A 22,376-nucleotide genomic window follows, 5' to 3' on the forward strand; every position below is an offset into this window, starting at 1 on the left:
TTGTTCAGCATCGAGGAATGAAATGCATCATCCTTCGCGTTCCAATTTTTTGCGTGCCAACTTACGGGCACGGCGGATAGCTTCAGCTTTCTGGCGTGCGTTTTTCTCGGACGGCTTCTCGAAATGTTGCTTGAGCTTCATTTCACGGAAAACGCCTTCCCTCTGTAGCTTTTTTTTCAGAACCCGGAGGGCCTGATCGACATTGTTGTCACGAACGCTAACTTGCATGAGATTTGCACCACCTTTCTAGTTTGAAGTTGCAGTAATTTTCAGCAATTGGCCGAGCTAATTTTTTGGCTTCATCCGCCACTAACTTAGAAAGAGAAAGTAATCTCACCGGATTGCCCGCTGATGCTTTCTGCGTCGACAATTCCCGCCGCAATCATTTTTCCAAATGCGGCTTTGTTGATTTCGGTTGCAGCCTCCATCTTGGCTTGAGTGTCATATTTGGCGATAACAATGCCTTTGCCATCGCCCACTGAGATAACATCAATAAATTCCGCGCCAGCAGCTGCCACTTCTTCGCGTAAAGTTTCAGCGAACTCGACCATCTTGCTCATATCTCGTGATGTAAATTCGGTAAGTCTAAAAACTGGCATCTTTTTGAGCTCCTTGGCTTCTGTTTGAATGGTGAAGGTTACCAGTCTTTCCAATCCGGGCAAACAAAATCTGAGAACCTGTGGGTTTTCTACGCTTCATCTGCTTTTTGCCAAGGTCGCCAAGTCCGCAGTGCGGACCTCCACGCATGGCGCAACGAACGTCCGGAATCCGCCCGAGATATCAGTGGGCTTTCTAAAACAGTTGGAATTTCGCACTTGCAGCGAATTCACACTTTGTCCCGCACAATAGACGCTGCTCGAATTTTTGCGAATGGCTGCTCCAGGAAGAAGCTGACATTCGGACCTGAAATCGCCGTTTCGCTACCGCCAACTCCAGCTTTACCCCGAATAATAGGCATCTGAGCAAAAAAGTCGGATGACTGCGCGGAGCCCAGAGCGGTCCTTTCCTTGACGCCGTGAATATCCAGTACCGGTGGGCACCGGGCGACTTACATCATGTAGGGTATTGCCAGAGACTGCTTCGGGCCGCACTGTAGTTCGGGTAAAGCTTCCACATCGCAGCAAGGATTTCATCTGATGGCCCTCGAAATTATTGGCGCCGGCTTCGGGCGTACTGGCACGGACTCCCTCCGTGAAGCATTGGCGGTTCTCGGCTTCGGACCTTGCCACCACATGCATGAGATCCGGGACAATCCGGAGAAAGCGGGTCCATGGCATGATTATTTTTGTGGTGGGTCGCCGTTGGATCTCGACCTGTTGTTCGACGGCTATCGGTCGCAGGTCGACTGGCCTGGCGCCCATCTTTGGCGCGAGTCGGCTGAATACTACCCGAACGCGAAGGTAATCCTGTCGGTGCGTGATCCGGAGGGCTGGTATGCGTCCTACTCGAAAACGATCAAAGTTTTTCGCGAAACCGAAATGCCGCCGGAGGCGCCACATATGCGCCAAATCCAGGAGTTCGTGGATGTCTTTCTCGCCGACCGCTTCGACACCGAGGAACGGGCAATAAAAGACTTCGAGGCGCATGTTGCCGAGGTGAAGTCAGTGATCCCGGCGGACCGTCTTCTCGTATATGAACTGGGCTCAGGATGGGAGCCGCTCTGTGAGTTCCTCGGAGTATCTGTGCCGGATCAAAGCTATCCGCATACAAACGCCACGACAGACTTTCAGAAGCACAATATTGAACTGCAGAGATAGTCCGCAAAGCAGTCTGTCCGGTCGCGTCTGCGGCAGCTTGGTCCGCATTGCGTGAATTCGCCCCTGAGCTGATTTTGCGATCGCAGCGAATGTCGGCAATGTGGGCTGCAGATGCAGCATCGAACGGCAGTGGTCAACGGCAGCAAAGGGCCGAACGCAACGCTTGGACATCGAAACTTTCTGCTGATCTACCTAGAAGGCAAGGTTTTGACTCTTACAGATACTCGGGTCTCTCCCATAATTAAGACGGATAGCTGAGCCTTGAGTTTTCCATAAGTGCACCCCGGGTTACTCATTAGGATTTCGCCCCAAAAATCTCTGAGGGTATATATACGTGAGCCTTCCGCCAACTCCCCCGTGGCCCCCTCAGAAACCCCGCGAAACACTCAAGGGTGGCTGGGGGTATCTGGCTGGTAACGTGTACATAAATGCTATTTGTCACAAACATCTTGAGGTTATAGCTGACATTGCTGCCCTGATAGTAACCACGGCTTTTCAGCTCGCCCGCCGTCACCTCGTTTTCGCCGATATTGAACAGCAGCAGTGCCTGAACCGCGTTTATTTCCAGCACCCCGACGCGTTCGAATTCATCTTTGACCACATCAAGAAGCAGACGGTGAAGCCGTTCCACCAGCGCCAGCGCATCAAGGTATCCGGCCATGAAACCCTTGTTCTGGGTCACGCCAAGCTGTTGTTGCATACTCATTCCTATCTCCGACTCAAGGCAGTGCAACACCACCCTGACGAAGAAAACCCAACAATCCGTTAAGCCTGTTCAGGCTTGACGGATCAGTCCCTGGTTTGAAGAGTTTGCGCGATATCGTTCATCAACGCCGCATAAGGGGCCGGTGTTGCTACCTGCCCGGTCACCCATTGATAGAGGTCCTGATCGTTTTCGTTCAGCAGCGCATCAAAAAGCGACAGCCCCGCCTCGTCCATATGGGCAAGGTTGGCATCGGCAAATGCGGACAGGATCAGATCCATTTCCTTGATCCCGCGCCGCATTGACCGCATTTTCAGGCGTTTGAGCCGGTGTTCGGGCGTTTCGATCACGCGGCGCTTTCCAAAAGGGAACGGCGCAGTTTCTTTTCCAACCGGCCAAGCCGTTCGGCGGATTTTGTCATCTCGGATTTTACCGCGCGCAGTTCAACCAGAAGGTCCTGCATGTCCTCGGGCATGGTGTCGGTTTCGACGGGTCCGTCCAGGCCTTCGCCTTCGCCGTTGATCAGCCACATCATCGACACGTTCAGAATTCCCGCCAGCATCGAAAGACGGTTGGCGCGCGGTTCGGCCATGTCATCTTCCCATGCGCGCATGGTTGACTGCTTTACGCCCAGTCGTTTCGCCATTTGCGCCTGATCCATACCTGCGGCTTCGCGCGCGGCGGCCAGACGATCCCCAAAGGTGGCAAATTCCGGTCCGTAAAAGTTCGAGTTCATTTCACTCATTCTGCTCTCCTTTGCGTCGTATCACTCTAAGCGCTTGATCGGGATCAACGCGCCGCCTAAGCATGGGTTCGTCATAACCGAACCGAGGCCCCTATGGATTTCCTGTCTGCGACACTGTCACGTGTCAAACCGTCGCCCACAATCGCCGTTAGCACCAAAGCCCAGGAACTCAAGGCCGCAGGCCACGATGTGATCGGACTGGGCGCGGGCGAACCCGATTTCGACACGCCGAAAAACATCGCGGAGGCCGGTATCGCCGCAATCCGTGCGGGCAAGACGCGGTATACAGCGCCTGACGGAATTATCGAGCTTAAACAGGCCATCTGCGCCAAATTGAAGCGTGACAACGGGCTTGACTACGTTCCCGCGCAGGTGAGTGTGGGCACAGGCGGTAAACAAATCCTTTATAATGCGCTGATGGCCACCCTAAATCCGGGGGACGAGGTGGTGATTCCCGCGCCCTACTGGGTCAGCTATCCCGATATGGTGCTTCTGGCTGGGGGCGAACCTGTCGTGGCCGCCGCCACGCTTGAGGATGATTTCAAGCTGTCGCCTGCCGCGCTCGAGGCCGCGATTACCCCGAAAACGAAATGGTTCATCTTCAATTCCCCGTCCAATCCGACGGGTGCCGGGTATAGCCGTGCGGAATTGAAGGCGCTGACAGACGTGCTTTTGCGCCATCCCCATGTGTGGGTGATGACCGATGATATGTATGAACATCTGGCCTATGACGGGTTTGAATTCTGCACCCCCGCCCAGGTCGAACCCGCCCTTTATGACCGCACACTGACCTGCAACGGCGTGTCCAAGGCCTATGCCATGACAGGCTGGCGTATCGGATATGCAGCGGGGCCGGAACATCTGATCGCGGCAATGCGCAAGATCCAGTCGCAAAGCACGTCCAACCCCTGCACCATTTCGCAATGGGCCGCGGTCGAGGCGCTGAACGGCCCGCATGATTTCATCGACAGCAACAACGCGATTTTCAAACGCCGCCGCGATCTGGTCGTATCGATGCTGCGCGAAATTGACGGGGTCGCCTGCCCGGTCCCGGAAGGGGCATTTTACGTCTATCCATCGATCGCCGGGCTGATCGGCAAGACCAGTGCCGCCGGAACGCTGATCGACACCGACGAAGCGTTTGCCACCGCATTGCTGGAAGAAGCCGGCGTTGCCGTGGTGTTCGGTGCGGCATTCGGATTGTCACCGAATTTCCGGATCAGCTATGCCACGTCGGATGACACCCTGAAAGAAGCATGCACCCGCATCCAGACTTTTTGCAAAGGTTTGTCCTGACGCCGAACTTGACCCGTCGGCCAGCTTGATGTGGAACTAGGGGCGACCACCTGCTAGGTGTTCGCCACCATCAACCTGTTCAGGGGCCGCATCATGGCAAGCGAGTTGCCCGATTATTATTTCAGGGTGCGCGAAAACGGCGCTGTCGTGTTTCGTATCGACACCGAGAACCGCCAGCGCCGCATCGAAATGGATCAGATCGCTGTGCTCAATATCCGCAACGGCGAGGTGAAGCCGCACGGGGATCGCACCCTGTCGGATGAAGATCTGGCCATAATCCGGGACTGGATGGAAAAACGCGCCGCGGTTCTGGCGCATCGCGACATTGATGATATCCACCGCGCTGTCGACTACATGAACCTGACAACGCAATGGGCCCAGTCCAAGGCCAGCCCCGACCAGCTTGAGGCGGTCACAGACGATCTTTTGCTGGCCATGCATGATCTGCGGTCTGTTCTGGTGCGCAAGAAAGCCGACCGATTGATGAAAGGGGATGCCGACGACTAGTCTATGCCGGCATCTGCGGCGCAGGAGCGGCCGAAACCCGCTTTAAAACGGCTTTTCCTTCGGCCGCGCGCGATCCAGGCATTGCGTCCGGGCCATTTTTGCTTTGTTTTGTATCTGGCCGGGGGCGGCGACAAGGACAGCAAGAGTGCAGCCAGACTTCAGGAAACCGGCGTGGCACATCGCCTCTTATCCGCGCAGCGGCAGCAATCTTGTCCGCACCCTGCTTGAGACATTTTCCGGTCGTCCGACCATTGGCTGCCCCCAAAGCGGCAAAAAAGATTTGCCGATGCATGCCCGCGCGGTGCAAGCGGGCCGGAACCCGATCGAAATCACCGATCAGGATCCTATTGGATACACATCGCATCGTCCAAGCCAGATCATGTTCCACCGCGCGCATGTGGATGCGCCGCTGGGATTTCTTTTTCTGACGCGCCAACCAGGTGCTGCGATTGCATCCAAGCTGCTGCAAGAACACCGACGTTTTGCCGCTTTATCGCCCCTGAAACAGCGCCGGCTGATCGAGAACGAAATCGACAGCTATCTTGGGCTGGTGACATTTTTTGCGTCGGAACCTTCGGCCACCAAACATCATCTTCGGTTTGAGGATCTGGTGTCCGCGTCATGGCAGGACGCACATCTGGGCGAAACACTGGGCCAGTTGTCCGGCGTGCACGATGATCAAGATATCGAGGTGCCGCCGGTTTCATGCCCGAAATCGGTCGGGCAGGATGACCTGAAATTGGGCATTGCCGAACGGGTCGCGCGCGTTTTGACCTATGATGACGTGATGGAAATCATCATCCACAATTCGTGAATTCAGCCGCGTAGACGGTGCATTGTGGGCCCCCAGAACCGGACCATCAGCAGCACCGCCGCCACGGCAAGCCCGATCACGAGACCCAGCCAGACGCCGATTGCACCCATGCCCGCGACAAAGCCCAGAACATAGCTGCTTGGCATTCCGATGCCCCAATAGCTGAAGGCCGCAATGAACATCGGCACCCTTGTGTCCTGCACACCGCGCAACAGGCCCAGCGCGATCACCTGTGCGCCATCGACCAATTGGAACAGGGCCGCCATTGCCAACAATCCGACCCCGATGGCCAGTATCTGATCCCGCGCCGGTTCGCCCGCGTCCAGAAAACCATCGATCAGGAATTCCGGAATGGCCAGAAACACCAGAACCGTCAGCGCCGACATGCCAAGGGACAGGACAATAGCAGTGCGCCCGCCGCGGGCCATATGATCCACATCGCGGCGGCCATAGGCATTGCCCGCACGGATCGTGGCCGCGTTGCTGATCCCCAGATGCACCATAAAGGTGCCACTGGCCAATGTGATGGCGATGCCGTGCGCCGCCAGCGGTATTGTACCCAGCCACCCCATCATCAGCGCGCTGGCCACAAACAGCCCGGTTTCGGCAAGGCTGGTCAGGCTGATCGGCCATCCCAGATTGAAGACGCGGGAAAACATTTCCGGATCAAGCCGCCACAGGCGCTGGAACAGGTGGTGATCGGGCAAGGCGCGCACGGCATACCAGACAACGCCGACCAGCCCGATGATCTGCGTGATCACCGACGCAATTGCAGCCCCCTGAAGACCCAGTTCAGGGGCGCCCCAGTTGCCAAAGATCAGCGCATAATTGGCCAGACCGTTTGCAATTGCCGACAGCAGCGAAATCCACAGCACGATCTGTGTCCGCTCCAGCGCGGCCAGATAGGATTTTATCACCATCACCAGCAGGGCCGGCACGATCCCCCAGCCTGCGATGCGCAAATACCCCTGCGCAGCCATCGCCAGTTCCGGGTCTTGCCCCAGCGCCTGCAAGATCGGTGAAGACCACCAGAAAACCGGCAGGGCACAAGCGGCAAAGATCATCGACAGCCACATGCCCATGCGGGTCGCACGGCGCAGGCTGGTTTCATCGCCCTCCGCGTGAAAGCTGGCCACCATCGGCATGACGGCCCATGCAAATCCACCCCCCATAATGAACAGGGTGAAAAAGACGCTGCCCGCCAAGGTCACCGCCGCTAGGGCCGTGGCCCCGTACCAACCCAGCATCACGGTATCGGTCAGCCCGATGGCGAACTGCGCAAGATGGCCGCCGATCAACGGCAGGCCAAGCACGCTTAATGCGCGCGTGTGCTGGGCATAGCTCATCCTGGGTGTGGAATGATGGGATAGAGACGTCATGGCCAACGCTTAGGCCGATTGGCCTGCCCCGGCAAGGCCGCAACCGGATCAGATCAGACGTAGCAGGATTTGAACGGCAAGGGTTGCAACAACAGCACCCGCCAGCATCTCAAGCACCGCCATCGCGCGCAGGGCTGTTGTGCCCTGCACCTGTGCCAGCGTGCCTTCACGCAGGAAAGTCGCGGCAAAGGCCACGGCAAGCGTGACGCTGGCCGTTCCCAGCCCCATGGCAAACGCACCCGCAATACCGGCGGCGGCAATGCCCATCTGCCATGTCAGGATCAGCACGAACAGCGCACCGGTGCAGGGGCGGATCGCGATCGCCCCGATCAGAATGGCCGCATCACGCCATGTGGTGATCTGGTTCACATCTTCGGGTGTGGGTGCATGTTTGTGCCCGCATGTGTGGCAGTTGTCGTGCGCATGCGTAACGTGACTGGTCGGGCGCACCGCGCGGAACCGTTTCATTCCGCGCAGCAACAGCCACAGGCCGACCAGCGCAATCGCTCCATAGCTGAGCGGCGCAAACAGGGATTCTGCGGCCCCTGTCAGCGCCTCGCGGCCCATGCCCAGAACCCAGACGCCGGAATAGACAAGGATGACAGCCGTTGCCGCCTGCGCCAGCGACGACATGATGGCCAGCGCGCCCAGCCGAAGAGCGGAAACCCGGCGTGCAACGCCATATCCGCCGATCACCAGCTTGCCGTGGCCAGGCCCCGCCGCGTGAAAAAAGCCATAGGCAAAACACAGGCCCAGCAAAACAGACCACGCCCCCGCATCACCGGCGCGCACGGCGCGCAACGCCCCCGCCAGCGCGTTTTGCGCATCCCGTTGTCCGACCGCCGCCCAACGGGTCACATCGGCCATGCCGCCCATCGGCCAAAGCCATATGGCCAGCGCGGAGAGTGCGGCCAAACCCGCCCAGATCAGTTTACGCATGACACGACCACCGTACTGGCAAAGGCTTCGCCCACCTCGGGATAGGCATCCTCATCAGCATCCGCGGCCATTTCGCCAATCAGTTTTTCGGTCAACGCAAAAGCGGCATCAATATCCGCTTCTTTGATTTGTGTGCTGCATGCACCGCTTGCTGTCACAGATTTCAGATCATAGGCGGTGTAGAACGTGGGATCATAAGCGCGTATTTTCACCGCATCCGCCGGCACAGGATCGACCGATCTGTAATGCACGGTACGTATCCGCGCATTGACAACTGTGGTTTCGCGCGGTTGCGGCGGCCCCAGCACGATGCTCTCCTGATCGGTGCGAAGGTACAAATCACCTTCATATCCTTCGATCCAGTTCATGTCGAAACCGGCAAGGCGGGCCTCTTCCTCGGGGTTCAAACGCCCGTCACCATCCGGGTCCAGCCCCATATCTTCGAACAAAAGCAGGGAATACAGATCGTCATATTCCCAGACCAGTTCAACGCCGGTCAGCATGCCGTTGCCATCCACCTGAACCCGCAATTCGGTATCGACAAAAACATGCGGATGCGCGGCCGCACAAGCAGGCCCCAACGTCATCGCACACAAGATCAGAACGCGTTCCATGGAAGACATCTAATCTGTAATTTGCAGTCTCACAACGTGGCGCGAGCGTGATTTCGGGCCATTGGCTGGCGCGAAGGCATGTTTTCGCCAAGGCCGGTCAGATCCACAGCGGGTTTTCCGCATTCATTCTGCGGGCGCAGGCTGTCGCGCGAACTGCCGATGCCCGGCACAACGCCTTTGCCGTGTTCCAACCGGCGCTTAGGCCTTGGCCGTCTGTGTTTTGGCCGGTTCGGCGTTTTTCCTGCGGCGCTGACCCGGATGCTGCGCCGTGCCCAGAATCTGGTCTGCGTTGTGCACAACATGGTTGGCGTGCCCCACGATCAGCGGATCGGGCTGTCCGACAAGATCATAATCTTTGCCCGGATATTCCAGCGACGCCAGAAAATGGGTCATACAGGCCAGACGCGCGCGTTTCTTGTCATTCGATTTGATGATCGTCCACGGCGCATCGGCGGTATCCGTGTAAAAGAACATGGCTTCCTTGGCCTGAGTGTAATCATCCCATTTGTCCAGCGACGCCTTGTCAATCGGGCTAAGCTTCCAGCGCTTTAACGGGTCGGTGGCGCGACTGTCAAAACGTGCCTTTTGTTCCCTTTGCGTCACTGAAAACCAGTATTTGTAAAGTTTGATGCCCGACCGCACCAGCATCCGTTCCAGATCCGGGGTCTGGCGCATGAATTCCAGATATTCGCCGGGTTCGCAGAATTCCATCACGCGTTCCACGCCCGCCCGGTTGTACCAGCTGCGATCATATAGCACCATTTCACCGGACGTGGGCAGATGTTCGATATAGCGCTGGAAATACCACTGGCCGCGTTCTTCTTCGGTGGGTTTGTTCAGCGCAACAACGCGGGCAGCCCGCGGGTTCAGGTGTTCGGTAAACCGTTTGATCGTCCCGCCCTTGCCTGCGGCATCACGGCCTTCGAACAACAGAACGAACTTCTGGCCGGTTTCCTGCGCCCATAACTGCACCTTCAAAAGTTCGGCCTGCAACAACGCCTTGCGGGCTTCGTATGTGCGGCGCGACATGCGTGTCGTATAAGGGTAACGCCCGCTTTCAAATGCCTGACGGATTTTATCGGGCGAAGGAGCGTGTTCCACAATTTCCTTCGCCTCAGGCTTTGCCTTGGTGTCGATTTCTGCTGTTTTGGTGGCCGTTGATGTGACTGTCATACAATAATTTCCCGCTTTTGAACTCGGGCAGATTGTAATTCCACCGCGTTGGCCTGTCCTTGATCCCTGTCAAACTAAGCGATCAAAACCCTTGCGCACCAAAGCGGCCTGTGTGCCTTCTTTACCAGTAAGCCGGGGAATTGCCCCCGACAGGAGTATGCCGTGACTGCGAAAACACCCAAATCTGCCATGGTTGCCGCCATGCTTGGCACAGCGCTGGGACAGGCCGCACTGGCGGAAAACCAGATCAGCATGGTGCGTTCGGACGCTCCGGAACTGGCAGCGTTTGGCGATTATACCGTCGGCGTTCAAACCCGCAGGTTCGTACACGCCGATCAGGTCGACATCATAAACACGACAGCCAGTGAAATGCCGCGTTATGACCGCCCCCTGACGGTGGAAATCTGGTATCCTGCCCATTCGGGTACGCCGCAAGGCGGCACCTATCGCGCCATCCTGCGCGACGGCAAAACCGAAGTGACGCTAAGCGGGCGCGCTGCACGGGATGCGCCGCCCCATACCGGCGATGCGTTTCCGCTGATCGTGATCAGCCACGGCTACCCCGGAAACCGGTTTCTGATGTCACATCTGGGCGAAAACCTTGCGTCCAAAGGCTATGTCGCGGTGTCCATTGAACACACAGACAGCACCTATTCCGATCAGGGGGCGTTCGGATCGACGCTTTATCATCGCCCGCTGGACCAGAGGTTCGTGATCGATAAGATGGCCGGTCTTGATGGCCCGCTGGGCGATATTGTGGATGCCGGTAATACGGCTGTCATCGGGTTTTCCATGGGCGGATATGGCGCGCTGGTTTACGGTGGTGCCGGCGTCACCCCTGCCGCTGTCGAAGCAAGCTGGAGCGCACCGAACGCCCTGCTTGAACGTCATCTGTCAGGCAGCGAAAGCCACGAGGCGCTGATAGATGCCCGCGTCAAGGCCATTGTGGCGATTGGCCCGTGGGGCATGAATGCCGATATCTGGGACGATGTCGGACTGGCCGGATTGCAAAAGCCCCTGCTGCTGATTGCAGGGTCTGTCGATGATGTTTCGGTCTATGCCGCGATCCGGCAGATTTTTGACGAAACGGTTGGAACGGAACGTCATCTACTGACCTTCGAAAACGCCAACCACAATGCGGCCGCGCCGATCCCCGCCCCGGTTGAAAGCTGGGCGCCGGTCGACAATCTGGAGTTTGCCCCGGCCGAACATTACAGCGATCCGGTCTGGGACACTGTGCGCATGAACAATATCGCACAGCACTTCACCACGGCGTTTCTGGATATCCATCTGAAACAGGATGTGTCGCGGGCGCGCTTTCTTGATCTGGTTCCACAGTCTTCCAATGGCGTGTTTGCGCTGGATGATGCCGGCAAGGAAACTGCCGACCACACCTATTGGGCGGGATTTCCCGCGCGCACCGCCGCCGGCTTGCGGTTTGAAACCAAAGCAAAGGACCAATAAAATGCATACTCAGGAACTGACCCTGAACGGCCACCCGTTTTTCATCCGTTCCTGGGGCAATCCGGAGCTGCCGACATTGCTGATGATGCACGGTTTTCCCGAATATGGCGGTGCGTGGGATACGCTGGCGCAGTTGTTGACGGATCGTTATCACTGTGTCGCGCCCGATATGCGCGGCTATGGCCAAAGCTGGACCCCGGAAGGCGTGGAAAACTATGCCGTATCCGAACTGGTCGGGGATATGGCGGCACTTGTCGGGCATTTGGGCGGCGGGCCAGTCACGGTTCTGGGACATGACTGGGGCGCAGCCGTGGCCTACGGGTTGGCGCTGTTCTGCCCTGATCTGGTTGAAAAACTGATCATCATGAACGGCGTGCATCCTGTGCCGTTCAGGCGTGAAGTGTCGGCAGGTGGCGCGCAGTCGCAGGCCTCGCAGTACATGAACCTGCTGCGCGCGGACGGGAGCGAAGATGTACTTTCGGCGAACGGGTTCGCAGCCCTGTTGGGGTTCCTGAACGAAACGATGGACATGGCGTGGCTGACACCTGAAAAACAGGCGGAATATGCGACCGAATGGTCGCGCCCCGGGCGGTTCAACGCCATGCTGAACTGGTATCGGGCGGCGCCGTTCAAAGTGGCCGATCCGGGCGTGCCGGTGACTGACATCCCGCAATTGCCGCCCGAAACGATGCAGGTCCACTGCCCTCACCTGCTGATCTGGGGGGTCAATGACACCGCCCTGCTTGAGGTTTCAACCGAAGGGCTGGAAGAGTTTGCCGCCGATCTGACGCGCGTGCGGATCGAAGGTGCGGATCACTGGCTGCACCATCAGAAACCCGCCGAAGTGGCCCGCGCCCTTCTGGATTGGAATTAGGCCGCAGGTCTGGGGCGTACGGACACCGGCGTTTCTCCGTAATGTTTCTTGAACGCGCGCGCGAACCCTTCGGGTGAATGATAGCCATAGCGCCGCGCGATGCTGTCCACCCTGTCGCCGCGCAGAACATCCTGACGCGCCAGTGTCAGACGCCAGCGCCGCAGATAGGCCGCCGGCGTTTCACCCACCATTTCCAGAAACATGCCCGCGAACCGGCTGAGCGAAAGGCCGGCGATCTGCGCCAGATCCTCGTTGCGCCAATCGCGGCCCGGTGTGTCGTGCATGGCGACGATGGCGCGGCTAAGCCGCGGGTCTGACAAACCCGCAAGCAGACCGGTGCGGGTGGTGCCCGCCTCGATCTGGGCGCGCAACAGGCGCACGATCAGCACCTCGCCCAGGCGGTTAACGACCGAACCCGATCCGCAGCGTTGGCCCAGCAATTCCGATTGCATCAGCAGGATCAGGCCGGTTGTTTCCCGGTCCCCCGTCACGTCCAGTTCCACAAGCTCCGGCAGCGCGGCCACCAGCGGGTTTGCCGCACCGCCCCAATCCACCTCGGCCGATACCAGAACCGATTGAACCGGCATATCATCCAGATTGGCCTGCGGCCCGAACCGCACCTTTGCCGGCGCACCATCCGGCCCCGACACGACCACCAGTGTCGCGTCCCGCACGGCGGCGGGGTGCACGCTCAGGCTAAAGCGGTCCATCAGGGTGGTCAGACGGTCAAAACGGCTCATTCAGGTGTTTCGGTTTGGTATTTTGCATTTTTCAGATGGTAATGCTGATATGTAGGGTAAAGCAACCCATATTCCCGAAAGGACACACGATGCTTATGCCCCGCCAGAAAACCCCCGATCTGACCCTTGAAACGCTGGATCATGGCACATTTGACCTGACCACCGATGGGTCGGAACGGGGCACCGTGATCTGTTTCTATCGCGGGCTGCACTGTCCGATCTGCGCCACCTATCTGACCGAATTTCAAAAGCGGGTCGCCGATTTTGCGGATCGCGGCGTAAAAACAATCGCGATCAGTTCCGACGGGCAGGAACGCACCCGCGCGATGGCGGACAAGATCGGCGCCGATACCTTGCGCTTTGCCTATGATCTGCCCTTGGCCAAAGCGCGTGAATGGGGCCTTTATATCTCGACCTCGCGGGGCAAAACTTCGATCGGTATCGAAGAACCGGCGCTGTTTGCCGAACCGGGCCTGTTCATGGTGACGCCGGAACAGACGCTCTATTACGGATCGGTGCAGACCATGCCGTTCGTGCGCCCGCATTTTTCGGAACTGGTTGGCGCGCTCGATTTCGCGATCAAGAACAACTATCCGGCGCGCGGCGAATATACCGGCGCCGTTTAAACCGGCCTAGGCATGGCTCCAGTCGTCCGGATCTTGCGAATTTCCGGGCGACAGGCCAATCACGTCGCCATCCGTCGAACAGCCCAGCCCCAGAACCGTGCGATTTGCATAAGCGAAATAGGCGCAAACCTGATTGATTTCCAGAATCTGGCCATCATCAAAGCCCGCGGCGCGCAGGGTTTCGATATCGTCCTTTTGCAGGTTGGCGGGGTCTTGCGTTAACATCTGCGCATAGCGCATTGCCGCCTTCTGGCTGTCATCCAAAGGCGCGGCATCCACATCGCGCGCTTCAATCGCCGCGCGAATGGCTTCAGCGCGCGGATCATCCCCCAAAAGCCGCTTCATCCCCGCAAAATGGTGTTCCACACAGTAATTGCAGGTGTTAAGCGCACTGACCCAGACGCCCAGAACCTCAAGAAACCACTTGGGAATGGTATTTCCCGAATGATGCAGCACATATTTGTAGATCGCCATGTGCCCCTCCATCGTATGGGGGCGCAGAGAATGCAGCATCATGATATTGTCGACATTGTTGTCGGGGCCAGTCACGCGCTGGTACAGCGTTTTGAGTTTGCCAGTGGCGGCGTCAAACGGAATGGTGGCGATCCAGCTCATCTTGCGTCTTTCTGTTCTGGTTTTGATTACTTTCACCCTCACATGAATTTCCGGGGCAGGAAAGCTGCGCCCTTGCCTGTTTTTCCCGACCCGCATACCCGAGTGTGGTGCAGGTTCACCCTTTCCCATCGCCCCGCGCGCTGCCATAATGGCGCAAACAAACAAGAACTGAGCAGCGGTATGAACGATCTCCTTTCCGGCCAGCCGGACCAGAAAGACTATGACGCCTCTTCGATCGAGGTTCTGGAAGGTTTGGAACCGGTGCGCAAACGTCCGGGCATGTATATCGGCGGCACCGATGAACGCGCGCTGCACCATCTGGTGGCCGAAGTTCTGGACAACTCCATGGACGAAGCGGTGGCCGGACACGCCACCCGGATCGAAGTGGAACTGCTGGAAGACTATTCGGTGATGATCCGCGACAACGGGCGTGGCATTCCGATTGATCCACACCCCAAATTCCCCGACAAATCCGCGCTTGAGGTGATCCTGTGCACGCTGCATGCGGGGGGCAAGTTTTCGGGTGATGCCTATGAAACTTCGGGCGGCCTGCACGGTGTGGGCGCATCCGTGGTCAACGCGCTGAGCGACAGCATGGTGGTGCAGGTCGCGCGCAACAAGGATCTTTACGAACAACGCTTTTCGCGTGGTATCCCGCTGGGACCGGTGCAAAAGATCGGCGCGGCCCCCAACCGGCGGGGCACGACCGTAACGTTCCACGCGGATGCCGATATTTTCGGGCACCACCGGTTCAAGCCGGCGCGCCTGTTCAAATCTATCCGTTCCAAGGCCTATCTGTTTTCGGGTGTCGAAATCCGCTGGAAATCCGCGATCGATGATGGCGAAACGCCGACTGAAGCGACGTTTCATTTTCCCGGTGGTCTGTCGGATTATCTGACCGAAACACTGGGCAGTGCATCGATCTATGCCGACAAGCCGTTTTCCGGCACGGTGGATTTCAAGGAAAAATTCAACACCCCCGGCAAGGTGGAATGGGCGATCAACTGGACGCCATCGCGTGACGGGTTCATCCAGTCCTATTGCAACACCGTGCCCACACCCGAAGGCGGCACGCACGAGGCCGGGTTCTGGGCCGCGATCCTGAAAGGCATCCGCGCCTATGGCGAACTGGTCAGCAACCGCAAGGCAACGCAGATCAACCGTGACGATCTGATTACCGGCGGCTGCGCTCTGGTCAGCTGTTTTATCCGCGAACCGGAATTTGTCGGCCAGACCAAAGACCGTCTGGCCACGGTCGAGGCACAGCGGCTGGTCGAAAATTCGGTGCGTGACCATTTTGACAACTGGCTGGCGGCCGATACCAAATCGGCGGGCGCAATTCTTGATTTTCTGGTGCTGCGCGCCGAAGAACGGTTGCGCCGGCGGCAGGAAAAGGAAACCCAGCGCAAAAGCGCCACGAAGAAACTGCGCCTGCCCGGCAAGCTGACGGATTGTTCGTCAAACTCGCGCGAAGGCACAGAACTGTTCATCGTCGAAGGCGATAGCGCGGGCGGGTCAGCCAAAATGGCGCGGGACCGCAAGACACAGGCGCTGTTGCCGTTGCGTGGCAAAATTCTGAACGTGCTGGGCGCGGCTTCATCAAAACTGGGATCAAATCAGGAGATTTCCGATCTGACCCAGGCGCTTGGTGTTGGGCTCGGCAGCAAATTCAACGTTGATGATCTGCGCTATGACAAGGTGATCATCATGACGGATGCGGATGTTGACGGCGCCCATATCGCCGCGCTGCTGATGACCTTCTTTTTCACCCAGATGCGTCCGATGATCGATGCGGGGCATCTTTATCTGGCCTGCCCGCCCCTGTTCCGTCTGACGCAGGGGGCCAAGCGGGTCTATTGCCTGGACGAGGTTGAAAAGAACAAACATCTTGAGGCCGGACTGGGCGGCAAGGGCAAGATTGACGTGTCGCGATTCAAAGGCCTGGGCGAAATGGACGCGAAAGACCTGAAAGACACCACGATGAACCCCGAAACCCGTAAACTGATCCGCGTGTCGATTGACGAGGACGAACCGGGCGAAACCGGCGATCTGGTGGAACGTCTGATGGGCAAGAAGCCTGAAATGCGGTTCCAGTACATTCAGGAAAACGCGCGTTTTGTAGAAGAACTGGATGTCTAAGGGCGCGGCAATTCAGCTGCCTGGCAACCCCGCCTAAAATTCATACCGTAGACGTACCAGCAATGCATTAACGCCGGGGTTCACATCCGAGGTTCCGACGTTTGATTTATGTGTGATCGCAACCGAAAGCGCTGTCTTGTCATTGATCTGGCGGCCCATGCCCAGCAGGGTTCTGATCTCAAAACGACTGCCGATATCGGTTGAAGGTTGTTCATGGAAGTATATCCCCGGCATTACGCTGCCCTCGACAAACCAGCGGTTGCGCAACGGATAAAGCGCGGCAAGCCCGGCACCGGCCCAGACATCGCGGCTGGCATGAACAGTGGCGGCAACAGCCAAAGACATATCCGCGCCCCATATCCGGGTCACAGGATCGGTTTGGTATTCAACACTGCCAATCGCGCGGTCCTTGGTTTCAAGCTCGGTAAAATCGTTAATCCCAACGCCGAATATCCAGGCTTCGGCCCTAGCGGAATGCAAACCCGAAAGCGTTGCGCCGAACGCGCAAACGGCGATCAAGGCGCTCCGCAACGCATGACGAAACCGCTTTGGGCGGCTCCGCACGCTCCGTTTTCCATCTTGCTTTTGCATTTTGAGATTTCCACCGTTCGCGCGCCTTTTCTCACAGACACAACCGCCCGCGTCAAACAGCAACTTTTTTGACAGTGCGACATAGGGTGAATTTACAGAGGTGGTGGCACACCGCTTTGCCGACCCTGAGACATTTCTGGCGGGCAAGGTGCAATTCTCTTTCCTTTACGCCTTTGCGCACTAATCTGCCGGTATGGTTTTTCGCGCCCTTTGCATCCTGATCCTGCTGGCCGCTTGCGGACGTCCGCTAAGCGAAAACGAAGCGGCATTCGTCGCCCGCATGAAAGGTGGCGCTATTGATACCAGTCGGGTGCGACTGATCGAAGGTGTACCGGCGGGTTCTGTCACCTTCAAACGCCCGGCACGCCCGCGCGTAACCTGCCGCGAACGTATCCTGCCGCCGCAGGACGAACAGATTGTCACCGTCAAACCCGGCGCCATGGCTCTTTTCAACCGCGTGTTTGTCCGCAAGGATATTTTTTTCGCTGATTACATAAACGGCTATCCTGATCAGGTCAGCCTGATGGCCACAATGTTCTTTGCCCATGAAATGACCCATGTCTGGCAGTGGCAGAACCGCGACAAGACCGGGTATCATCCGCTAAAGGCCGCATCGGAACATGCACAAAGCAAAGACCCTTATCTGTTCGAAATTTCGCCCGATACGCAGTTTCTGGATTTCGGGTATGAACAGCAGGCCTCGATCGTCGAAGAATACATATGCTGCCGTGCGCTGGCCAAAGACGCGCCACGCACCCAGCGGCTGCACGACATGATTTCGCAAAATTTTCCGGTGACCCCGCTTGAGGATGATCTGCTGGGGCGGGCAGTGGTGCTGCCCTGGAAGGATGCGCAGATCAAAGGTATCTGCGACTGATCGCGGTCAGCCCTGGATGCTTTCCAGATAGGCCAGCAAGGCGGCCAGCGACCGCGGTGTCGGCGTCAGGATACCATCCACTTCCACTGGCACGGTGTCTTCGCCTGTCATCTGCGCGCCGAATTCGGGCATCGCGCGATCCTTATGGGTGCCTTTGGAATAGCCGTCGATCACCGACAGGGTTTGTGCACGTGGAAACACGCCGCCATTGCGTGCGGCGATCTGTGTCAGGTCCGATGGCGCGGGCGACAGGCCATTGGCCAAGGGGCCGTTTCCGGTGGCTGACACACCGTGGCAAGATACGCAGTTTTCAGCGAAAATTGCGGCTCCTTCGGACGGGCCGGGCATTTCCGATGCCGCACAAGCCGCAACAACGGCAAGTGCGCCGACAGTTACCCAGATTTTCATGCCATGTTCCCTTCTGCCAGTTTCGCGCCCTTAACGGCGCTTATTGTGTCTGGACAGATTGCAGGAAGGCGACCAGTTGCGCAATGGGGCCGCTTGTCAAAATCGGCTGGCCGTTGGCGGCTTTCAGCGCGGTATCGTTACCTTCGAAAAAATCGCCGTATACCGGCATCGGGCTGCCGTGGCTGACCAGCGGGTCACGCCCGTCGATCCGCCGGACCACCCGCTCCATCGGGAATACGCCGTCGTTTTCATTACTCAAAGTCGTCAGATCGGTGGGTTTGATCACCAGAACGCCTGCCATCGGGCCCTGCCCTGTCGCTTCGATCCCGTGGCAGGTGGCGCAATGCTTGAGATAAAGGCCGGCACCTTCGGTAATGTCCTGAGCCTGTGCGCCGCCTGCCGCCAGAACCAGCCCGCACAGCAATGCGGATATCTTTGTAAACTGCATTTTCGCCTCCCGCTTTCGGGCCTGAAATTCCGGCACGGCTGCACCGGAAAGGGTGCGGAATGTCCCCTTTGACCCGCACCCAAGTCTTGTACCAAAGCGCACTTGCAGCAATGATCCAGATCAAGACTCAGCACAGGGACAGAAGAATGGCGCAATACGCAGTGATCATGCTGGTGGCAGGCATCGGCATCCCAATCCTTGCCGCCCTGAACGCCGCCCTTGGTGCGCGGATCGGATCGCCCGCGGCGGCCGCAACCGTGTTGTTTGCCGTTGCCTTCGGGGCCACCGTGCTGGTGTTGCTGGCCACAGGGCCACAGGCGCTGTCCAAAATCACATCTGCCCCCAAACACCTGTTGCTGGCGGGGCTTCTGGTGGCGTTCTACGTGCTGTCGATCACCTATGTCGCCCCCCGTTTCGGAGTGGGCAACGCGGTGTTTTTCGTGTTGCTGGGCCAATTGATCAGCGCCGCCGCGATCGATCACTTCGGATTGTTCGGCGCACAGGTTTCAACGCTGGGCTGGATGCGCCTTGCCGGGATATCGGTCATGGCGCTTGGGGTCTGGATCACTCAACTGGCGTAAGTGGCCAGCGCTTGTGTCTGCGCCCATAGCGCATCGGGCACATCGACCGGATCAGACAGGGTCTTGCCCTGTCCGGGCAGGCGCGCGCCCTTGTCCTGTGCCACCAGATCGCTGATCTCGGACAGGTGCGTGAAAAAATGATCTGCATCTGACGGATCAATCAGCAGGTAATACTGTCCCAGATCATGCGGCGGACCGTCTGCCGCCTTGAGCGCCTTGACATCGCGCGACAGGGCACCCCCAGTCAGGCCCGCTGCCAGCAATTCGGCCATCAGACCAAAGCCCCAGCCCTTGTAGCCGCCCATCGACACCAACGATCCCTTGAGCGCGGCAGCAGGATCGGTTGTGGGTTGTCCGTTTTCATCCACGGCCCAGCCTTCGGGAATGCGTTCCCCCGCCGCATTGGCCATTGTGATCTTGCCCAGCGCGACGGTTGTGGTGGACTGGTCAAACTGCATCGCAACCCCGCCCTGTCCGTCAGGCACGGAAAACGCGATCGGGTTGGTGCCCAGAACACGGGTACGCCCGCCGGGCGGTGCAACAATGGCGGATGCGTTGGTGAACCCGATGCCGATCAGTCCTCGGCGCGCGATCTGGCCGGTAAAATAGCCCAGCGATGTGCAGGTGTGGGCATGACAGATGGCCAGTGATGCGGTGCCGTTGGTGCGCGCCGCAGCGATGGCAGCGTCAAGCCCGGCGGCAAAGGCGGGCTGGGCAAACCCCAGCATGGCATCAACGCGCACGGCACCGGCGCGCGGTGTGCTGACATCGGGCGCGGCATGCCCGTTCACACGGCCCGAAAGCAACTGTTCGCAATAGCTTTGCAGATAATAAAGACCACAGATTTTGTTGCCGGTGCCTTCGGCCTCGCGCACGGCATCCGCAACCGCATCCGCAGCCGGCGCGGCAGCCCCGTGCGCGATCAGCGCTTCGCGCGTTGCCTGTTCGATCTGATCCAGCGAAACCTTTGTCATACCCTGTCTTTCCTTCCTGTCCGCGCCCAGATGTGCGCGCGGCCCGATGTTACGGTCAACCGTGGCTTGCCGTGTCGCTTAACCGGCCCGCATCCAGCCGCACAATCCTGTCCATCCGCGCGGCCAATTCCAGATTGTGGGTCGCGATCAGGGCCGACAGGCCGGTATTGCGCACCAGATCCATCAAGCTGGCAAACACCTGATTGGATGTTTCCGGATCAAGATTACCGGTCGGTTCATCCGCCAGCAACAGGCGCGGTTTATTGGCCAGTGCGCGGCAGAACGCGACGCGCTGTTGTTCCCCGCCCGACAGCGCGGCAGGGCGGTGGTCTGCCCGCGCGGCGATGCCGACAGTGCGCAGCAATTCGATCGCGCGGTTCTGTGCCTGTGTCTTGGGCACGCCGGCGGCCAGTTGGGGCAGCAAGATGTTTTCCTGCGCCGAGAACTCGGGCAGCAGATGGTGAAACTGATAAATGAACCCCACATCGGTGCGGCGCACCGTGGTGCGCTGACGGTCGGACAATCCGGTCATGTCGGTGCCCCCGATATGCACCTGCCCTGCATCCGGCGTGTCCAGCAGACCCGCGATATGCAGCAGGGTGGATTTACCCGCACCTGACGGGGCGACCAATGCAACTACTTCGCCCTTGTCCACATGCAGATCGACACCGCGCAGGACAGCCACCTCATTCGGCTTGCCCGCATTGTAGGTCTTGGTCAGGCCCTTAAGATCAAGAATGCGGACGTCATTCATAGCGCAGCGCCTCGACCGGGTTCATCCGTGCGGCGCGGCGCGCCGGAAAGATCGTCACGACAAAGGACAGCCCCAGAGACAGCGTAACGGCGGACAGCACATCTTTGAGATGCAATTCGGCAGGCAGTTGGTAGATTCCGCGCACAGCCGGATCCCAGACTCCGCCGCCCCATGCGTAGTTCACGAAGGAAAAAATCGGATCGATATAGATGGCGAACAAACATCCAAGGATCACGCCAAGGGCGGTGCCGATGATACCGGTAAACGCCCCGCATATGAAAAACACGCGCAGCACCGACCCTTCGGTCAGGCCCATCGTGCGCAGGATACCGATGTCGCGCCCCTTGTTCTTGACCAGCATGATCAGGCCGCTGACGATATTCATCGCCGCAATCAGCACCAGAATCGACAGGATGATGAACATCACATCATCCTCGACCTCAAGCGCGCGCAGGAACCCGCCCGATGCATCACGCCATGTCCAAAGCTGGGCCCGTTCGCCTGCCGACTTCAGCAGATCGAAATTCATGCTGTCGACGGTTTCAGGATCGCGCACCATGACCTCAAGTTCGTCCGCAACACCTTCGCGGTTGAAAAACGCCTGTGCTTCGGCAAAGGGCAGATACACACGGGTGCGGTCGATATCATAGCGTCCCGCATTGAAAATATAGGTTACTTCATAGGCGTTGATGCGCGGGCTGGTGCCAAAGGCGGTTTTTACCCCGTTGGGTGAGATCAGTTTGATCTTGTCGCCCAGTTGCGCGTTCAGTTCCCGCGCCACCCCAGACCCGATCGCCACCCCGCGATCAAAATCGGCGATGTTGCCGATGGCCGTTTCAGGGTTCGCAATACGCGGGATTGTGGCCAGATCGGCGGCGCTGATGCCGTAGACCTCAACCCCGGCGTTGCGGTCGCGCAGGTTGACCATGACCTGCCCGCGCACCAAAGGCGCCACGCGGGTCACACCGTTCACCTGTGCCACGCGATCTGCCAAGGCACTGTAATCCTTGATCGTGCGGTCCAACTGGCCGTTGGGCAGCACATCACCGATCTTGTAAACCGTCACATGGGCATTGGAGCCAAGGATCGTATCCACAAATTCGGCGCGAAAACCTGATCGAACGGCCAGTGTGGCGATCAGGGCGAAAACGGCCAGCGTGATGCCGATCAGGCTGATCCACGTCATGACCGATACGCCGCCTTCGGCGCGGCGCGCGCGCAGATAGCGCCACGCGATCATCCATTCAAAAGGGGCAAAGGGGGCGGGTGTTCTGGCCAAGTTCGCTGTCCTGCTCGTTTGCGCGCGAAAGTGGGGGTTCGCAACAGCGGGGTCAAGCGGTGACTGACGTTTGTGCGAT

At 58.5% G+C, this 22,376-nt stretch carries 28 protein-coding genes; 10 read left to right on the top strand and 18 right to left on the bottom strand.

Annotation, left to right across the window (positions count from 1 at the left end; translation table 11 throughout):
• Positions 1-27 precede the first annotated feature (27 nt).
• Both rpsU and OLX72_RS00670 read right to left on the bottom strand, forming a co-directional pair.
• On the bottom strand, positions 28-228 hold the full coding sequence (rpsU, locus tag OLX72_RS00665; protein ID WP_114869331.1) for a 30S ribosomal protein S21: 201 nt from the start codon (positions 226-228) through the stop codon (positions 28-30).
• Between the two features lie 86 nt (positions 229-314).
• Entirely contained in the window at positions 315-599 is a 285-nt protein-coding gene (locus OLX72_RS00670) for a hypothetical protein (protein ID WP_162797923.1), read from the bottom strand.
• A 537-nt stretch (positions 600-1,136) separates the two neighbouring features.
• Here OLX72_RS00670 and OLX72_RS00675 point away from each other — a divergent pair.
• Positions 1,137-1,757 carry a sulfotransferase family protein gene (locus OLX72_RS00675; RefSeq protein ID WP_114869329.1) on the top strand — a complete coding sequence of 207 codons (621 nt, stop codon included), beginning with the start codon at positions 1,137-1,139 and terminating at the stop codon, positions 1,755-1,757.
• Between the two features lie 295 nt (positions 1,758-2,052).
• Here OLX72_RS00675 and OLX72_RS00680 read toward each other — a convergent pair whose 3' ends face one another.
• The 3 genes from OLX72_RS00680 to OLX72_RS00690 form a co-directional block, all read right to left on the bottom strand.
• A complete protein-coding gene (locus tag OLX72_RS00680; RefSeq protein ID WP_433989546.1) occupies positions 2,053-2,463 on the bottom strand; it encodes a hypothetical protein in 411 nt (136 codons plus the stop codon).
• A gap of 83 nt (positions 2,464-2,546) precedes the next feature.
• A complete protein-coding gene (locus OLX72_RS00685) occupies positions 2,547-2,810 on the bottom strand; it encodes a succinate dehydrogenase assembly factor 2 (RefSeq protein ID WP_114869328.1) in 264 nt (87 codons plus the stop codon).
• On the bottom strand, positions 2,807-3,205 hold the full coding sequence (locus OLX72_RS00690) for a helix-turn-helix domain-containing protein (protein ID WP_433989547.1): 399 nt from the start codon (positions 3,203-3,205) through the stop codon (positions 2,807-2,809). Before OLX72_RS00690 ends, OLX72_RS00685 begins: the two co-directional genes overlap by 4 nt.
• A gap of 93 nt (positions 3,206-3,298) precedes the next feature.
• Between OLX72_RS00690 and OLX72_RS00695 the strand changes: the two genes are divergently transcribed.
• The 3 genes from OLX72_RS00695 to OLX72_RS00705 all read left to right on the top strand — a co-directional run bounded on the left by OLX72_RS00695 (position 3,299) and on the right by OLX72_RS00705 (position 5,822).
• Positions 3,299-4,501, top strand: a complete 1,203-nt coding sequence (locus OLX72_RS00695; protein ID WP_433989548.1) for a pyridoxal phosphate-dependent aminotransferase — start codon at positions 3,299-3,301, stop codon at positions 4,499-4,501.
• A gap of 93 nt (positions 4,502-4,594) precedes the next feature.
• Positions 4,595-5,008 (top strand): hypothetical protein, encoded by a 414-nt coding sequence (locus OLX72_RS00700; RefSeq protein WP_114872129.1) that lies wholly within the window; start codon positions 4,595-4,597, stop codon positions 5,006-5,008.
• Positions 5,009-5,153: 145 nt separating this feature from the next.
• Positions 5,154-5,822, top strand: coding sequence for a hypothetical protein (locus OLX72_RS00705; protein WP_433989549.1), 669 nt, complete (start codon positions 5,154-5,156; stop codon positions 5,820-5,822).
• A gap of 2 nt (positions 5,823-5,824) precedes the next feature.
• Here OLX72_RS00705 and OLX72_RS00710 read toward each other — a convergent pair whose 3' ends face one another.
• Genes OLX72_RS00710 through ppk2 form a run of 5 tightly spaced genes read right to left on the bottom strand, consistent with a single transcriptional unit; the run spans position 5,825 to position 9,927 of the window.
• Complete coding sequence (locus OLX72_RS00710) at positions 5,825-7,201, bottom strand: MATE family efflux transporter (protein WP_433989550.1); 1,377 nt, start codon at positions 7,199-7,201, stop codon at positions 5,825-5,827.
• A 48-nt stretch (positions 7,202-7,249) separates the two neighbouring features.
• Positions 7,250-8,140, bottom strand: a complete 891-nt coding sequence (locus tag OLX72_RS00715) for a nickel/cobalt transporter (RefSeq protein WP_433989551.1) — start codon at positions 8,138-8,140, stop codon at positions 7,250-7,252.
• Entirely contained in the window at positions 8,128-8,754 is a 627-nt protein-coding gene (locus OLX72_RS00720) for a DUF1007 family protein (RefSeq protein WP_433989552.1), read from the bottom strand. Before OLX72_RS00720 ends, OLX72_RS00715 begins: the two co-directional genes overlap by 13 nt.
• Positions 8,755-8,783: 29 nt before the next feature.
• A complete protein-coding gene (locus tag OLX72_RS00725; RefSeq protein WP_433989553.1) occupies positions 8,784-8,945 on the bottom strand; it encodes a hypothetical protein in 162 nt (53 codons plus the stop codon).
• Positions 8,946-8,952: 7 nt separating this feature from the next.
• Complete coding sequence (gene ppk2 / locus OLX72_RS00730; RefSeq protein ID WP_433989554.1) at positions 8,953-9,927, bottom strand: polyphosphate kinase 2; 975 nt, start codon at positions 9,925-9,927, stop codon at positions 8,953-8,955.
• 189 nt (positions 9,928-10,116) lie between these two features.
• On the opposite strand from ppk2, the gene OLX72_RS00735 reads away from it, so the two are divergent.
• The gene (locus tag OLX72_RS00735) at positions 10,117-11,391 is read left to right on the top strand and encodes an alpha/beta hydrolase family protein (RefSeq protein ID WP_433990489.1); all 1,275 of its coding nucleotides are present in this window, start codon (positions 10,117-10,119) and stop codon (positions 11,389-11,391) included.
• A 1-nt stretch (position 11,392) separates the two neighbouring features.
• Positions 11,393-12,265 (top strand): alpha/beta fold hydrolase, encoded by an 873-nt coding sequence (locus tag OLX72_RS00740; protein WP_433989555.1) that lies wholly within the window; start codon positions 11,393-11,395, stop codon positions 12,263-12,265.
• Here OLX72_RS00740 and OLX72_RS00745 read toward each other — a convergent pair.
• The gene (locus tag OLX72_RS00745) at positions 12,262-13,005 is read right to left on the bottom strand and encodes an AraC family transcriptional regulator (protein ID WP_433989556.1); all 744 of its coding nucleotides are present in this window, start codon (positions 13,003-13,005) and stop codon (positions 12,262-12,264) included. The two genes, OLX72_RS00740 and OLX72_RS00745, sit on opposite strands and share 4 nt — an antisense overlap.
• Before the next feature lie 89 nt (positions 13,006-13,094).
• On the opposite strand from OLX72_RS00745, the gene OLX72_RS00750 reads away from it, so the two are divergent.
• A complete protein-coding gene (locus OLX72_RS00750) occupies positions 13,095-13,631 on the top strand; it encodes a peroxiredoxin-like family protein (protein WP_433989557.1) in 537 nt (178 codons plus the stop codon).
• A gap of 6 nt (positions 13,632-13,637) precedes the next feature.
• Here the strand turns inward: OLX72_RS00750 and OLX72_RS00755 are convergent, their stop codons facing one another.
• Complete coding sequence (locus OLX72_RS00755) at positions 13,638-14,246, bottom strand: carboxymuconolactone decarboxylase family protein (protein WP_433989558.1); 609 nt, start codon at positions 14,244-14,246, stop codon at positions 13,638-13,640.
• Positions 14,247-14,426: 180 nt separating this feature from the next.
• Between OLX72_RS00755 and parE the strand changes: the two genes are divergently transcribed.
• Positions 14,427-16,385, top strand: coding sequence for a DNA topoisomerase IV subunit B (gene parE, locus OLX72_RS00760; protein WP_433989559.1), 1,959 nt, complete (start codon positions 14,427-14,429; stop codon positions 16,383-16,385).
• Positions 16,386-16,418: 33 nt separating this feature from the next.
• On the opposite strand, the gene OLX72_RS00765 is transcribed toward parE, so the two are convergent.
• Positions 16,419-16,904, bottom strand: coding sequence for an acyloxyacyl hydrolase (locus OLX72_RS00765; RefSeq protein ID WP_433989560.1), 486 nt, complete (start codon positions 16,902-16,904; stop codon positions 16,419-16,421).
• Positions 16,905-17,169: 265 nt separating this feature from the next.
• On the opposite strand from OLX72_RS00765, the gene OLX72_RS00770 reads away from it, so the two are divergent.
• Positions 17,170-17,853, top strand: coding sequence for a hypothetical protein (locus OLX72_RS00770; RefSeq protein ID WP_433989561.1), 684 nt, complete (start codon positions 17,170-17,172; stop codon positions 17,851-17,853).
• A gap of 6 nt (positions 17,854-17,859) precedes the next feature.
• On the opposite strand, the gene OLX72_RS00775 is transcribed toward OLX72_RS00770, so the two are convergent.
• On the bottom strand, positions 17,860-18,261 hold the full coding sequence (locus tag OLX72_RS00775; RefSeq protein WP_433989562.1) for a c-type cytochrome: 402 nt from the start codon (positions 18,259-18,261) through the stop codon (positions 17,860-17,862).
• A 40-nt stretch (positions 18,262-18,301) separates the two neighbouring features.
• Positions 18,302-18,709, bottom strand: a complete 408-nt coding sequence (locus tag OLX72_RS00780; protein WP_205389075.1) for a c-type cytochrome — start codon at positions 18,707-18,709, stop codon at positions 18,302-18,304.
• Positions 18,710-18,855: 146 nt separating this feature from the next.
• On the opposite strand from OLX72_RS00780, the gene OLX72_RS00785 reads away from it, so the two are divergent.
• The gene (locus tag OLX72_RS00785; protein WP_114869314.1) at positions 18,856-19,290 is read left to right on the top strand and encodes a DMT family transporter; all 435 of its coding nucleotides are present in this window, start codon (positions 18,856-18,858) and stop codon (positions 19,288-19,290) included.
• Here the strand turns inward: OLX72_RS00785 and OLX72_RS00790 are convergent.
• Genes OLX72_RS00790 through OLX72_RS00800 form a run of 3 tightly spaced genes read right to left on the bottom strand, consistent with a single transcriptional unit; the run spans position 19,278 to position 22,297 of the window.
• A complete protein-coding gene (locus OLX72_RS00790; protein ID WP_114869313.1) occupies positions 19,278-20,264 on the bottom strand; it encodes an Ldh family oxidoreductase in 987 nt (328 codons plus the stop codon). The two genes, OLX72_RS00785 and OLX72_RS00790, sit on opposite strands and share 13 nt — an antisense overlap.
• A gap of 55 nt (positions 20,265-20,319) precedes the next feature.
• Entirely contained in the window at positions 20,320-21,018 is a 699-nt protein-coding gene (locus OLX72_RS00795; RefSeq protein WP_433989563.1) for an ABC transporter ATP-binding protein, read from the bottom strand.
• The gene (locus tag OLX72_RS00800) at positions 21,011-22,297 is read right to left on the bottom strand and encodes a lipoprotein-releasing ABC transporter permease subunit (RefSeq protein WP_114869311.1); all 1,287 of its coding nucleotides are present in this window, start codon (positions 22,295-22,297) and stop codon (positions 21,011-21,013) included. The genes OLX72_RS00795 and OLX72_RS00800 overlap by 8 nt, the downstream gene beginning before the upstream one ends.
• Between the last annotated feature and the right edge of the window lie 79 nt (positions 22,298-22,376).

Source organism: Sulfitobacter sp. TBRI5 (genome assembly GCF_051013555.1).
Taxonomy (GTDB): domain Bacteria; phylum Pseudomonadota; class Alphaproteobacteria; order Rhodobacterales; family Rhodobacteraceae; genus JL08.